This is a genomic window from Parabacteroides sp. PF5-6 (assembly GCF_029504695.1).
GTDB lineage: Bacteria > Bacteroidota > Bacteroidia > Bacteroidales > Tannerellaceae > QVMG01.
Map to the genome: position 1 here is coordinate 132,608 of NZ_JAQFIN010000001.1, position 13,399 is coordinate 146,006.

9 protein-coding genes are annotated in these 13,399 nt (G+C 53.2%); all 9 read left to right on the forward strand.

Annotated features, from left to right (window positions below; genetic code table 11):
* Positions 1-134 precede the first annotated feature (134 nt).
* The 9 genes from M2133_RS00515 (at position 135) to M2133_RS00555 (ending at position 13,272) form a co-directional block, all read left to right on the forward strand.
* The gene (locus tag M2133_RS00515; protein ID WP_277463993.1) at positions 135-947 is read left to right on the forward strand and encodes an IclR family transcriptional regulator; all 813 of its coding nucleotides are present in this window, start codon (positions 135-137) and stop codon (positions 945-947) included.
* 25 nt (positions 948-972) lie between these two features.
* The gene (locus M2133_RS00520) at positions 973-2,748 is read left to right on the forward strand and encodes a YncE family protein (protein WP_277463994.1); all 1,776 of its coding nucleotides are present in this window, start codon (positions 973-975) and stop codon (positions 2,746-2,748) included.
* A gap of 22 nt (positions 2,749-2,770) precedes the next feature.
* The gene (locus M2133_RS00525) at positions 2,771-3,865 is read left to right on the forward strand and encodes an endoribonuclease L-PSP (RefSeq protein ID WP_277463995.1); all 1,095 of its coding nucleotides are present in this window, start codon (positions 2,771-2,773) and stop codon (positions 3,863-3,865) included.
* Positions 3,866-3,929: 64 nt separating this feature from the next.
* The gene (locus tag M2133_RS00530; protein ID WP_277463996.1) at positions 3,930-4,625 is read left to right on the forward strand and encodes a hypothetical protein; all 696 of its coding nucleotides are present in this window, start codon (positions 3,930-3,932) and stop codon (positions 4,623-4,625) included.
* A 39-nt stretch (positions 4,626-4,664) separates the two neighbouring features.
* A complete protein-coding gene (locus M2133_RS00535) occupies positions 4,665-8,663 on the forward strand; it encodes an SUMF1/EgtB/PvdO family nonheme iron enzyme (RefSeq protein WP_277463997.1) in 3,999 nt (1,332 codons plus the stop codon).
* A gap of 4 nt (positions 8,664-8,667) precedes the next feature.
* Positions 8,668-11,100, forward strand: a complete 2,433-nt coding sequence (ccsA, locus tag M2133_RS00540) for a cytochrome c biogenesis protein CcsA (RefSeq protein ID WP_277463998.1) — start codon at positions 8,668-8,670, stop codon at positions 11,098-11,100.
* 19 nt (positions 11,101-11,119) lie between these two features.
* Complete coding sequence (locus M2133_RS00545) at positions 11,120-11,434, forward strand: hypothetical protein (protein ID WP_277463999.1); 315 nt, start codon at positions 11,120-11,122, stop codon at positions 11,432-11,434.
* A gap of 9 nt (positions 11,435-11,443) precedes the next feature.
* Complete coding sequence (locus M2133_RS00550) at positions 11,444-12,448, forward strand: dihydroxyacetone kinase subunit DhaK (protein WP_277464001.1); 1,005 nt, start codon at positions 11,444-11,446, stop codon at positions 12,446-12,448.
* 206 nt (positions 12,449-12,654) lie between these two features.
* On the forward strand, positions 12,655-13,272 hold the full coding sequence (locus M2133_RS00555; RefSeq protein ID WP_277464002.1) for a DAK2 domain-containing protein: 618 nt from the start codon (positions 12,655-12,657) through the stop codon (positions 13,270-13,272).
* The last annotated feature ends 127 nt before the right edge of the window (positions 13,273-13,399 follow it).

Below are 13,399 nucleotides of genomic sequence, written 5' to 3' on the forward strand. Positions count from 1 at the left end.
AGTTCCCTCTTCTTTGCTTTCGGCGGGCGTGTTTTCCTGTTGTACAACATACTTAACGACTTTTTACACTATTCTGCTTCGATCTTCTGCCGACTCTTCTATATTTGAATAGAATCTGAAACATTATTTCAAATATGGAAAATGCACTTCCAAATATGGAAAAATCAGCGGAGGGATATAAGGTTCCGAATCTGGAGAAAGGCCTTGCCGTATTGGAATATTTGTCGCTTCGCCCCAAGGGGGAATCGCTTCAGGCGATCAAGGCGGCTGTTGATCTTTCGCAGACTACGGTTTATCGCATCCTGAACACGCTGGTGCGCCTGGAGTATCTGATGTACAACGAAGATACGAAGCGCTACCGCTTGTCGATGAAATTGTTGAACCTGGGGTTTCGTTCGTTGAACGAGCATAACCTCTTGGAGACGGTAATCCCGCGATTGAGTGATCTGCGCGACCGGGTGAAAGAGACGGCTTGTTTCGGTGTATTGGGCGATGAGAAAGGCTTGTTTATCGAGCAGGCGCAGGGGCATCATTCGTTTCGTTTTATGCTTTCGCCGGGCAAGCCTTTTGAGTTGCATTGCTCGGCTCCGGGCAAGGCGATCATGGCGTATCTGCCTAATACGGTGCGCGATCGTTACCTGTCGTATATGACGTTTGTGCGTTATAACGCACGCACGATCACCACGCGGGAGCATTATCTGGAGGAGTTGGAGCAGGTACGCAAGCAGGGTTATGCCCTGGATAACGAAGAGGAACTGAGCGGAGTGATCTGCATCGGGGCGCCGATCTTCAACTACACGGGATATCCCTGTGGGGCGATCTGGATCTCGGGACCGAAGGATCGTTTGCCCAAAGAGGTGATGCGTTCGTCGATTGCCAGTGTCAAGGAGATGGCGGGGGTGATTTCTTCGGAACTGGGGTATAAGAGAATGAAAAATGAAGAGTGAAAAATGAAGAATTCTAAATAATAAGATGAAAAGGCTAAAATATAGATTGAAAAACTCATTATGGGCGGTTTTGGTTTGCTGTTGCCTGGGTATGGTGACGGCAGATCAGCCTCCTTTTTTCTCGACAGGCATCGCCCTGGATGCGGAAGGGAATATGTATCTCTCGCAGAAAGGGTTGAAGCGGTTGCATGTGTTTGCGCCCGACGGGTCTACGCTCTTGCGGTCGTATCCGCTGGATGAAACACCGACGGGAGTGCTCGTGGGCGATGGCAAGGCGTATGTGACGACGTTCGAACAGACGGGTCATCTGCAGATCGTGGATCTCGAATCGGGTAGGGTGGAGGCTTCGATCCCAACGGGCTCGGGTGCCTGCTATCCGATCTTCGGACCGGAGGGGAAGAAGATCTATGTGTGCAACCAGTTCTCGCATACGGTGAGCGAAGTGGATCCTGTGGCCGGGCGTGTGACGCGTACGGCCGAGGTATTGCGCGAGCCCAAATCGGCGGTGTTCAGCAAAGACGGGAAGTATCTTTTTGTGACGAACTTCCTGCCGGCGGGACGGGCCGATCTCGACTTTGTGGCCAGCTGTGTGTCGGTGATCGAACGGTCGACGTTTCGCAAGGTCAAAGATATTCCGTTGGCGAACGGCAGCAATGCGCTCCGGGGCATCTGCATCACGCCCGACGGACGGTATGTGTACGTATCGCATAACCTGGGACGCTACACGGTGCCCACCTCGCAGTTGCAGCAGGGCTGGATGAATACGAGTGGCTTCAGTGTGATCGATGTGGCAGCGCAGGAGTTTCGGGGTGTGATCCTGGTGGACGAACCCGAACGCGGGGCTGCCGGTGTATGGGATATCACCTGCAACGAGGCGTATGTGTTTGTCTCGCATTCGGGCACCCACGAGGTGAGTGTGATCGATCATCCGGCGATGCGCACCAAGTTCGAAAACTATCCGAACAAAGAACTGTTAGACTACGACCTGAACTTCCTCTACGGCCTGCGCCAGCGGATTGCCCTGCAGGGCAATGGACCGCGTAATCTGGCGTTATCCGGCGACCGGCTCTATATCCCGACCTACTTCGCCGACATCCTGAATGTATTGGATATCGATAGTCGTGAATTACAAGCGATCGACCTGAATCCCGGACGGAAAGAATCCCGTATCCACAAAGGAGAGAAATACTTTAACGATGCCGATAAATGTTCGCAGAACTGGCAGAGCTGTAACGGCTGCCATCCGGGCGATGCGCGTATGGACGCGATGAACTGGGACCTGATGAACGATGGGGTCGGCAATTCGAAGAACTGCAAGAGCCTGTTGTTTAGCCATGTCACACCGCCTTGCATGATCTCCGGCATCCGTGCCTCGGCGGAGATTGCTGTCGAAGCGGGCTTCCGCCATATCCAGTTCTACGAATTGGAGCGGGAAGCCCTGGATTGTGTCGACGACTACCTGAAAGCCCTGCGGCCGGTACCCAGCCCGTTCCTGGTCGACGGCGAACTCTCCGACAAAGCGAAAGAAGGACGTAAGGTGTTCGACCGCCTGAAATGTGGCGACTGCCATAGCGGTCCTTATTTTACGGATGGGCAAATCCACCGGATCGGCCAGGATATCGAGTTCGAGAAAGGCTGGGACACCCCGACGCTGCGTGAGGTATGGCGTACGGCTCCTTACCTGTTCGATGGCCGTGCGGCGACGATGATGGAGGTGTTCGATACGCATAAACACGGCATCGAGAAGAAAGTTTCCCGGAAAGACCTGGAAGCTCTGGTAGAATATGTAAATTCGCTGTGACAAATCAAAAGCACAAGAAACAATGAATTATTGCGATAAGATCAGATATCATATACTTACGGCGGAGAAAGCTTCTTTCCCCGAGATGGTCGATCAGTTACTGGGGCGTTTGCCCGCCAACGAGGCGATCCTGCGGTTGGCATTCTTCGGCACGCCCAATACGAATGAAGAATATCTCCGGCGCAAGAACCTGTTGCGCGAGAAGATTGTCGGACGCTTCGGTAGCCGCCTGCCGGCGATCAGCTATGTGTCGCAACCCCCGTTGGATGCGCCCCTGATCGTCGAGGTGCATAGCTTCCGGACGGATCCCGACGACCGACTGACGTATGGTGGCCAGGGCGACTTTCCTTATGTGGTGTTGGAGAACGCTACGGGGCGCTTCCTATTTGCCGGCGGGTTCCAGGGACAGGTCGGGGTCGATTCGATCCGTGAACAGTCGGATACGGTCTTTGAAGCGCTGGGCGAGGTGTTGAAGAAAGAACAGATACCGGTCAACCAGATCATCCGGCAGTGGAACTATATCGAACGCATTACCGACTTCGAAGGGGATGACCAGCATTATCAGTCGTTCAACAACTCCCGCAGCCAGTTTTACGCACAGACCCCGTGGCCGAAAGGTTATCCCGCCGCGACGGGCATCGGGGCGAATCTGGGCGGCGTTCTGGTCGATCTGGATGCGGTGGTGTTCAAAACGGCAGAAGCTTTCATTACGCCGATCGATAACAAACTGCAGGTGGCAGCCCATAGTTATTCCGATCAGGTATTGGAATCGTCCGACTGCCGCAAGACCACCCCGAAGTTCGAACGGGCCAAAAGCATGACCTTCGGCGAACGTCGGCTGGTGTATATCTCCGGCACGGCAGCGATCCGCGGGGAACATAGCCTGCAGGATGTCGGCCTGGAGAAGCAACTGCAGATCACCATGGAGAACATTGCCGAACTGATCGGTGAGGCGAAGCCGGTCCTCTTGCGCGTCTACCTGAAGTATCCGGAAGACTACGAAGAGGCTGCCCGGTTGATGGACTCCTACGCCTTGCAGATCCCGATCTCCTACATGTGGGCGGATGTCTGCCGCGATGAACTCCTGATCGAGATCGAAGGCATTGCGGTGCAATGAGCAATTATCAATTATCAATTATCAAACAACGTTCACTTAGCGGAGCGTAAAGTAATTATCAATTATGAAGACTATTATGTGTGTTAAAGGATTAGCTGTTGCCGCATTGGCATTGGCGCTGGTGGCCTGTTCGGCGAAAAACGAGAAAACGGCTGAAGGAGATTGTTGTGAATCTAAAAATAAAACGGAAATGAAGTATTCTAAAAAGTACACCAATGCCGACTTCTATACGGACGGCAAGTTTAATGAGAAAGTGGCTGTCGAAGCCTTTAAAGACATGTTGAAGTTCTACGATCTGCCCTGGACAACGTATATGGACGCTGAGTTCTGGGCGGTCGACTTTGGCTTGGGTGATTTCGAGAACGTCGGTATGGGCGGTATCTTCTGGGTGAACGATCAGGAACATGGCTATTTCGCCCATGCGATCTACCTCTTGCCCGGACAGATGATTGCCGAGCATGCACACGTGAAGACGGAGTTCCCGGCGAAGTTCGAGACCTGGATGGTGACCAAAGGATGGGTCTACAACTTCTCGGAGGTCGGTGAGGCAACACCCAATATGCCGGCGATCCCTGCCAGCCATGCGCCGGTGAGAAGCAAGAACTTCGTGGTGCAGAACGTCGGTGATATCGTTCATCTGAAAGAAGAAGGTACGTTCCACTTCCTGATGGCCGGGCCGGAAGGCGCCGTTGTCGACGAATGGGCATGTTATCATGACGGGGCAGGCTTGCGTTTCGCCGATCCGAAAGCCGCTTTGTAATACGATTGTAAAGACTTTACCTATTTATATCTTGAATACATGAAGAATTCATTTATTTTATGCCTGCTGCTGTCGGTCTCTTTGTTGGCTTGGGGCCAATCGAAGAAAACTCAACCGGAGACATGGATCGATGCGGTGGTCAAGCAGAAATCGGATATCCGCGTTTCTCTTGCTAAAGCCCAGATGCCGGTCGAATCGGCCTGGATCAAAGCCAAAGAAGAGGCGGTACCGATGGCTGCCGACGTGACGGGACAGGAGAAGTTGGTGTTGATCACTGCCGCCGGTCCCGATGGGAACGACTGGGACTGGGGTACCTGGGCCAATGCCCGGTTGATCAAAGCGGACGGCACGGCTGTCTGGCTCGATGAATTGCGTCCCTCCTTTTTCCGGTCGGGTTCGGGCGATATCCGTTACAATAGCGATCTGTATGGCAAACCCATGAAGATCGGCAGTAAAGACTATGAACACAGTGTGCTTTGCCATGCCGACGGGGTGATGATCTTTGACCTGAACAAGGAGTATGTCCGCTTCGAAGCCGAGGTGGGCCTTGCCGATCAATCGACTGTCGGAAGTGTTTATTTCCGTATCGTCAACCAATACCCCCAAGAGGCAGCTACGGCACTCTTAAACCGTTTCCCCCGGGAGATTGGGGAGTTCAGTGTGAACGTGAACGGGCTGGAAAACTGGCTGACATCGGTTGATGCTTCCGTAGAGAAAAACGCTCTCTTGTCGCTTGCCGACAAACTGAACAAGGATACGCACTATCGTCAGGCGATCCAGGCGATCGACGGCAACGGAAAAGATGTCGATGCGCAGATCCGTGCCTACCTGGCACTCTATGGCGAGATGTTTCGTGTCTATACGCTCCAGAACGATCTGGACTGGCTGAATATCGAAGCCATTCGTCTGGCCTTTGCCGATATGAAGAAGATGAAAGGGTTCGACGCGGCGGCTTACGAGCCGGTGATGAACGAACTGGAGTCTTTGGTGAAGAAAGGATTCGCCGGTATCTTCCAAGGTGATGCGAATGCTATGGCTGCTGCCACGAAAGCGCTCGAGGCAAAGAAGACCATTCTGTTTGCCAACCCCTTACTGGATGGTGACCGGATCGTGGCGGCCCGTTATGTCTTAGGCAGTGAGGCTCGTCAGGTGATGACGCCGTCTTTAGGTACCCAGGCGAATAACTGGAGCAACCAGGAATCGGCCCGTCGGGAAGGATTCGATGCGGAGATCGTTGAACTGACGAATCTGCGGGGCGAAGAGCAGGCGGTACGCTCGGTCTACAAACCGGAGAATACCAGCTCGATTGCCGATCTGAAATTACATTGGAACGGAGAGAAGGTAATGTTTACCGCCACCATGCCGGATAAACGCTGGAACCTCTTCGAAGCCAACCTGGCCGACGGAAAGGCTGCTCCAATGATGCAGATGCTGGAACCCGATCTGGAGTTTTATGACGGTACCTGGCTGCCGGACGGACGCCTGATCGCCAATTCCAATATCGGTTACCAGGGCGTTCCCTGTGTGAGCGGTAGTGATCCGGTGGGTAATATGGTGTTGTACGATCCGAAGACGGCAAATATGCGCCGGTTGACCTTCGATCAGGATGCCAACTGGAACCCGGTGATCATGCACAACGGGCGTGTGATGTACACCCGTTGGGAATATACCGACCTGACGCACTACTATTCCCGCATCGTGATGCACATGAATCCGGACGGGACAGAGAATAAAGCTTTATGGGGTAGTGGAAATATGTTCCCGAACTCCACCTTCGATATTCAGCCGCTGCCGGGACATGCTTCCGCTTTTGTCGGCATTATCTCCGGCCATCACGGGGTGGCTCGTTCCGGACGTCTGATCCTTTTCGATCCAACCAAAGCGCGCAAGGGAGCTGCCGGTATGATACAGGAGATCCCGTACCGCAACCGTCCGATCGTCGAACTGGTGAAAGATGAACTGGTCAACGATGTCTGGCCGCAGTTTATCAAACCCACACCGCTGAACGATACCTACTACCTGGTCTCGGCCAAACTCAGCCCGGATGATCTCTGGGGACTCTATCTGGTGGACGTGTACGACAATGTGACCTGCCTGCGTAAGGTAGAAGGCGAAGGATATATCAGCCCGATTGCCGTGCGCCAGACGAATACGCCTCCGGTCATTCCCGATCGCGTGAAACTGAACGAGAAAGAAGCAACAATCTTTATCCAGGATATCTATGAAGGCGAAGGATTGCGCGATGTTCCCAAAGGAACGATCAAGGAATTGCGCCTGCATGCGTATGAATATGCCTATATCAAGACGGTTTCCGACCATAACTGGCAAGGAATCCAGAGCGGATGGGATATCAAGCGCCTCCTGGGTACTGTGCCCGTTGAGGCTGATGGCTCGGTGATCTTCAAGATCCCGGCGAATACGCCCGTCTCTATCCAGCCGGTGGACGAAAACGGTGCCGCCGTGCAGTGGATGCGTAGCTGGTTTACCGGACAACCGGGAGAGGTTGTCTCTTGTATCGGCTGTCATGAAGACCAGAACCAGATCCCAATCCCCCGACGCACGATCGCTTCGCAGAAAGCGCCTGTGCCTTTGACCTTGCCCGAAGGGGGCGTACGTTCGTTTACGTTCGATCTGGAGGTACAACCGATCCTCGACCGCGCTTGTGTCGCCTGTCATACGGGTGAACGCAAAGCCTTCGACCTGCGGGGCGGTACGAAAGACAAACGCGGATACGGAACGTCTTACCTGAATCTGCATCCTTACGTGCACCGTCAGGGACCGGAAGCCGATATCATCGTCTTGCAGCCCTATGAGTATCATGCCAATACGAGCGAACTGATCCGTGTGTTGAAGAAAGGACACTATAACGTCGCACTGACGGATGCCGAATGGCGCAAGCTCTACAACTGGATCGACTATAACGCGCCGGATAAAGGCTATTTCAATGCCGATACGATCACGGACTTCCCGTACAAAGGATTCCCGCAGATCGATCGCCGCATCGAACTGACCGATAAGTATGCCTGCGGTATGGGTGTCGACTGGAAGAAAGAGATTGCCGACTATGCCGACTACTTGAAAGCCCAGGGTGAGATCAAACCGGTCCGTCCGGCTCCTCTTGCTCCGGTGAAGCAGAAAGAGTTGAAGGTCAAAGGATGGCCTTTCGATGCCACGGCGATCAAAGCGATGCTGGCCAACGAAAAGGAAACCCGCAAAGAAGTCGAACTGGCTCCCGGTGTGAAGATGACATTCGTCCGTATCCCTGCCGGTCAGTTCGTGATGGGTAGCTACCGGGGCGAAGCGGATGCCTATCCGACGGCGAAGGTGAATATCGGTAAGGCGTTCTGGATGGCTGAGGTGGAAGTGACCAATGCCCAGTACAATGTGATCTGTCCCGAGCACGATAGCCGTTATGTCGATCAGCTTTGGAAAGACCATGTCAATGCCGGTTACCCGGCGAACCTGCCCGAACAGCCGGTGATCCGCGTGAGCTACCAGGATGCGATGGCCTATTGCAACAAACTGAGCGAAATGACCGGCCTGAAGATTACCCTTCCGACCGAAGCGCAGTGGGAGTGGGCTTGTCGTGCGGGTAGTGCCGATGAGTTCTGGTATGGCGATCGCCATGTCGACTTCGGAAAGAAAGAGAATCTGGCGGATAAGACCACGAACAAGTATGCCGTCAGTGGGGTCGACCCCCAACCGATGGCGGAGAATGCTTTCTGGTACCCGTATTATACCTACCTGCCCAAAGAGGCGAACGTCGACGATGGTTATATGATCCAGACCGACTCGAAGAAGTTCGAAGCCAATCCGTTTGGTCTCTATAGCATGCACGGCAATATCGCCGAATGGACCCGTTCCGACTACCTGCCTTATCCGTATACGGAGAAAACGAAAGTCACTTCCGAATTCAAGGTGGCCCGTGGCGGTTCGTATATCGAACGGGCGAAGTTCTCTACGGCGTATGCCCGAAAGGCTTATTATCCCTGGCAACGGGTACATAACGTGGGCTTCCGGGTGATCATAGAAGAATAAGTATATGCAAAAGCTTGAACAAATAATATCTTCCTACAAAACGACGATCGTTCTGTTAACGGTTTATGCTGTCGGCTTAGCGGCTGCCACCTTTATCGAGAAGTACTACGGAACCGTGGCTGCCAAAGGCATGATCTATTTCTCACCGGGCTTCTTCCTGTTGCAGTTTCTGATGGTGGTGAACTTTGTTGCGGTATTCGTTCGTCGTCAGCTCTTGAAACAAAAGAAGTGGGGGATGTTATTTGTTCATTTTGCCTTTGTGGTGATGCTCTTGGGCGCGTTGGTCTCCCATGTGTTTGGCGAAGAAGGGTATCTCCGCCTGCGCGAAGGGGAGTCGAGTAACCGGATAGAGATCCGTACGTCCAAAGGCATTTCTTACCATACCTTGCCTTTCGAGGTGGAGTTGGAGGATTTTATCCTGACCCGCTACCCGGGTTCGTCCAGCCCCTCTTCGTATGAGAGTGTGTTGGTGGTCCGGGTCGATGGCGATACCCGCCGCGAAAGGGTCTATATGAACAATGTATTGGATGTGAAAGGTTACCGTTTCTTCCAGGCTTCGTTCGATCCCGATGAGGGCGGTACGGTCTTGTCGGTCAACCGCGATGTGGCCGGACGCAATATCACCTATACCGGCTACTTGATCCTGTTCGTCGGTTTGATCTTTTGCCTGTTGGGCAAGAACTCCCGCTTTATGTTCCTGAGCCGGCAGTTGCGCAAATTACGCCATACGGCAGTGTTTGTTCTCTTGCTGCTCTCTTTGGTCGGAACGGTGGAGGCGAAGGTGAAGATTGCTTCCCCGCTGCTCGATGCCGTGCAGAAGTATCCGGTAGATGAGGCGCATGCCTTTCATTTTGGTTCATTACCTGTTCAGTCTTCTAACGGACGGATGCTTCCGATGAATACTTTCTCGTCGGAAATCCTGCGCAAGGTCGCCAAGAGCGAACGGATTGGGCAATACAATTCCGATCAGTTCCTGATCAGTCTATTGGCGATGCCGGATATGTGGATGCGCATTCCTTTTATCGTTTCGACCAACGATGAATTGGCCAGCTTTTACGGCCTCTCTAAGGACGCCTGCGCCTTTATCGAGGTGTTCGATGCCGAAGGGCAATACCGATTGCAGGAACGCCTGGATCAGGCGTATAAAAAGATGCCTGTCGAACGCACCACCTTCGATAAAGATCTGATGAAACTGGATGAGAAGGTGAATATCCTGCATCAGTTGTTCAATCACCAGATGATTCATCTCTTCCCCAAAGAAGACGATGCGAACCATACCTGGTATGCGCCGGGTGATGATCTGTCGGGCTTTGCGGGCAAAGACTCTCTGTTTGTCGCCCAGATCTTTCCCTGGTATATCGGAGAGGTGCAAGCGGCTTTGCGTTCGGGCGACTGGAGTAAACCCGAGGAGATCCTGGGCATGATCGAAACCTACCAACAAGCCAAGAACAAAACCTTAGACATCAACCCCAAACGTATTGCCGCAGAGATAAAGTACAACCAACTGAACGTATTCCAAAAAACAAAACTGGGCTACCTGATCCTGGGTGGACTCCTGTTGGTCTTTTCTTTTGTCGCTTTGTTCGAACAAAAGAAATGGCTCAACCGGCTCCGGTGGATCCTGAGCCTGGGCATTGTTATTGTCTTTTGCTTCCATATCTACGGCATGGGTATGCGTGGCTTTATCGCCGGTTACGCTCCGTGGAGCAATTCGTACGAGACGATGGTCTATGTGTCGTGGGCAACCGTACTGGCCGGCTTTATCTTTGCCCGCCGCAGTGCGTTGACCTTTGCGTTGGCCACCCTGTTCGGGGGCATTATCCTGTTTGTCTCCGGCCTGAACTGGATGGATCCGCAGATCAATCCGTTGGTGCCGGTCCTGAAATCGCCCTGGCTGATGTTCCATGTGGCGGTGATCGTGGGGGCTTATGGCTTCTTTGGCATCAGTTGCCTGATCGGCCTGACCGACCTGGTGATGATGACCTTCCTCAAGGCAAAGAACAAGATGCTATTGGCTTCCCGCATCAAAGAGTTGACGATGGTCAATGAGATGTCGCTCCTGATCGGACTGGCGTTGATGACTATCGGTACCTTCCTGGGGGCGATCTGGGCGAATGAGTCCTGGGGACGCTACTGGGGCTGGGATCCGAAAGAGACCTGGGCGTTGATCACGATGATTGTCTACGCCATCACGCTCCATCTGCGGTTGATCAAGAAACTGAACAATGCCTGGCTGTTCAATCTGATGTCGGTCGCTTCGTTTGCTTCCGTATTGATGACTTTCTTCGGGGTGAACTATTTCCTGAGCGGCATGCACGCGTACGGACAGACCGATGGGGTGGATGGTATCTTTGTTTACCTCTACATCGCCGCCGGCATCATCGCCCTGTTGGGCTTACTCTCTTATCGAAAGTACAAAATGAACAATCCATTATAAACCATTAAATCAAAGAATCATGAGAACATTCAATCATGTAGGTATCATTACCACAGAGAAAAAAGAAGGGGCAATGTTTAACGAAGGCCTGAGTGTGTGGCTGACCGACTATAGTCAGAGTCCGAACAAGATCGAGTGGCTGCGTTTCGAACCGGGAAGCTGCCTGCCCGAACTGGTACAGACCCAGACCCACATGGCTTACACCGTGCCCGACCTGGCTGCCGAATTGGAAGGCAAGAAGGTGATCTTCGGCCCGGCCGTATGTGATGAACATCTGACGATCGCCTTTATCGAAGAAGAAGGCATTCCGGTAGAAATTATGGAGATTAAATAAAGAAGAGATATGAAGACAAAATTTATAAACGATCCGATGGAAGTGACACAAGAGTGTCTCGAAGGATTGACTTTAGCGTATAGTGATCAGATCCGCCTGGCGGGTGAAAATATTGTCGTTCGCGCCCAAGCGAAACCGGAAGACAAGGTAGCGATTGTTACCCTGGGTGGTTCCGGGCACGAACCGGCACTGAGTGGTTTCGTAGGCCAAGGTATGCTGGACTGTTCGGTGGTTGGTGATGTCTTTGCCGCTCCGGGCGCACAGCGCCTGTTCCAGGCTTTGCAACTGATGAAGCGCGAAGCGGGTATCTTGTTGGTGGTCTTGAACCATGCCGGCGATGTGATGAGCGCCAATATGGCTTGTCAGTTGGCCGAGCGTGCCGGTATCAAGGTGAAACAACTCCTGACGCACGATGATATCAGCGCCGGCTTGGATGCTCCCGACGAAGACCGTCGCGGCCTGGCCGGTTGTGTGCCTTTGTATAAGATCCTGGGTGCCGCTTCGGAAGAAGGCAAGTCGCTGGATGAACTGTTCGAGATCGGTGAACGCTTTACGAAGAACGTCGCCACCCTGGCCGTTGCCATGGGTAAATGTACGCATCCGCAAAACAATGCGACCATCTCTGAGTTGCCCGAAGGCATTATGGAGATCGGTATGGGTCAGCATGGCGAAGGTGGGGGCGGACAGTCTCCGTTGGTATCTGCCGACGAGACGGCTGCACAGATGGTCGACCTCTTATGTCGCAAACTGCAGCCCAAAGCCGGTGATAAACTAATGTTGATCATCAACGGTGTAGGTGCCAGTACGCTGATGGAACTGAGTATTGTCTTCCGCAAGGCCTATAAAGAGTTGGAAGCCCGTGGTATGCAGGTTGTCGAGTCGCGCATTCAGGAGATTCTGACCGTTCAGGAACAGTCCGGTTTCCAGATGTTGATCGCTATCCTCGACGACGACCATATCGGTTACTTCAAGAAAATGGCCAATACACCGTACTGGACAACGATTGGGGGATAGTGTAAATTGAAGAGACTAAATGATATCAATAAACTATCTGGCTCCTCGCCTGGTCAGGCGAGGGGGACCGCTGCTTGCAGCGGTGGAGTGGTTGTTTCTATTGTTAAGAACGGACCACCTCTCCACCACCGCAAGCGGTGGTCCCCCTCTCCTGGCCAGGAGAGGAGCTTAGATAGCTTTAGTAGTCAATCGATATAGAATAAATAATGACTAATAAACTAACAATAGAAGCTTTTAAAGCGATGTTGGATAATGCTCTTCTTCGCATCAAGGAACGCGAAGAAGAGTTCTCTCAGCTGGATGCCGTCTTGGGTGACGGCGACCACGGCACAGCGATTGTTACCGCCTTTACCTGCGTGACCAAAGCGGCTGCTTCGGGCACCGAGTTCAAAGCCATGCTGGGTGATATGGGTATGGGCGTGATGCTTGAAGTCAGTGGTTCGACCAGTACCCTCTTGGGCGCTTTCTTCCTGGGCATGAGCGATCACGCGCAAGGCACCGAACTGGATGCTGCCGGAGTCAAAAAGATGTTTGCCGGCGGCCTGGCCAACGTACGCCAGCAGACCAAAGCCCAGGTGGGCGATAAAACGATGATGGACGCCCTGATCCCTGCCGTGGAGGCGATGAACGCCTGCTCTTCGGACGATATCCGGGAGCTGATGCAGGCTGCTGCCGATGCCGCCCAACAAGGCGCCGAAGCAACGGTTGCCATGCAGGCCCGCTTCGGACGCGCCCGCAACTACGGCGAACGCTCTGTCGGCTCGATGGATAGCGGAGCCGCTTCGTGGAGCTGTATGTTTTCTGCTTTTGCGGAAAATCTTTGAGTGAACTGTAGTTTCCTAAACCATAGTTCCCCCTACTATCCATTGTCCCCGCCTGGTCAGGCGGGGGGGACCGCTGCTTGCAGCGGTGGGGCGGTCGCCTCTAACTTAGTGGAAACAACCACTCCAC

Coding starts and splice junctions, on each gene's coding strand:
- ccsA (WP_277463998.1), top strand. CDS start 8,668: ATGCAAAAGCTTGAACAAATAATATCTTCCTACAAAACGACGATCGTT.
- M2133_RS00515 (WP_277463993.1), top strand. CDS start 135: ATGGAAAATGCACTTCCAAATATGGAAAAATCAGCGGAGGGATATAAG.
- M2133_RS00550 (WP_277464001.1), top strand. CDS start 11,444: ATGAAGACAAAATTTATAAACGATCCGATGGAAGTGACACAAGAGTGT.
- M2133_RS00525 (WP_277463995.1), top strand. CDS start 2,771: ATGAATTATTGCGATAAGATCAGATATCATATACTTACGGCGGAGAAA.
- M2133_RS00520 (WP_277463994.1), top strand. CDS start 973: ATGAAAAGGCTAAAATATAGATTGAAAAACTCATTATGGGCGGTTTTG.
- M2133_RS00545 (WP_277463999.1), top strand. CDS start 11,120: ATGAGAACATTCAATCATGTAGGTATCATTACCACAGAGAAAAAAGAA.
- M2133_RS00535 (WP_277463997.1), top strand. CDS start 4,665: ATGAAGAATTCATTTATTTTATGCCTGCTGCTGTCGGTCTCTTTGTTG.
- M2133_RS00555 (WP_277464002.1), top strand. CDS start 12,655: ATGACTAATAAACTAACAATAGAAGCTTTTAAAGCGATGTTGGATAAT.
- M2133_RS00530 (WP_277463996.1), top strand. CDS start 3,930: ATGAAGACTATTATGTGTGTTAAAGGATTAGCTGTTGCCGCATTGGCA.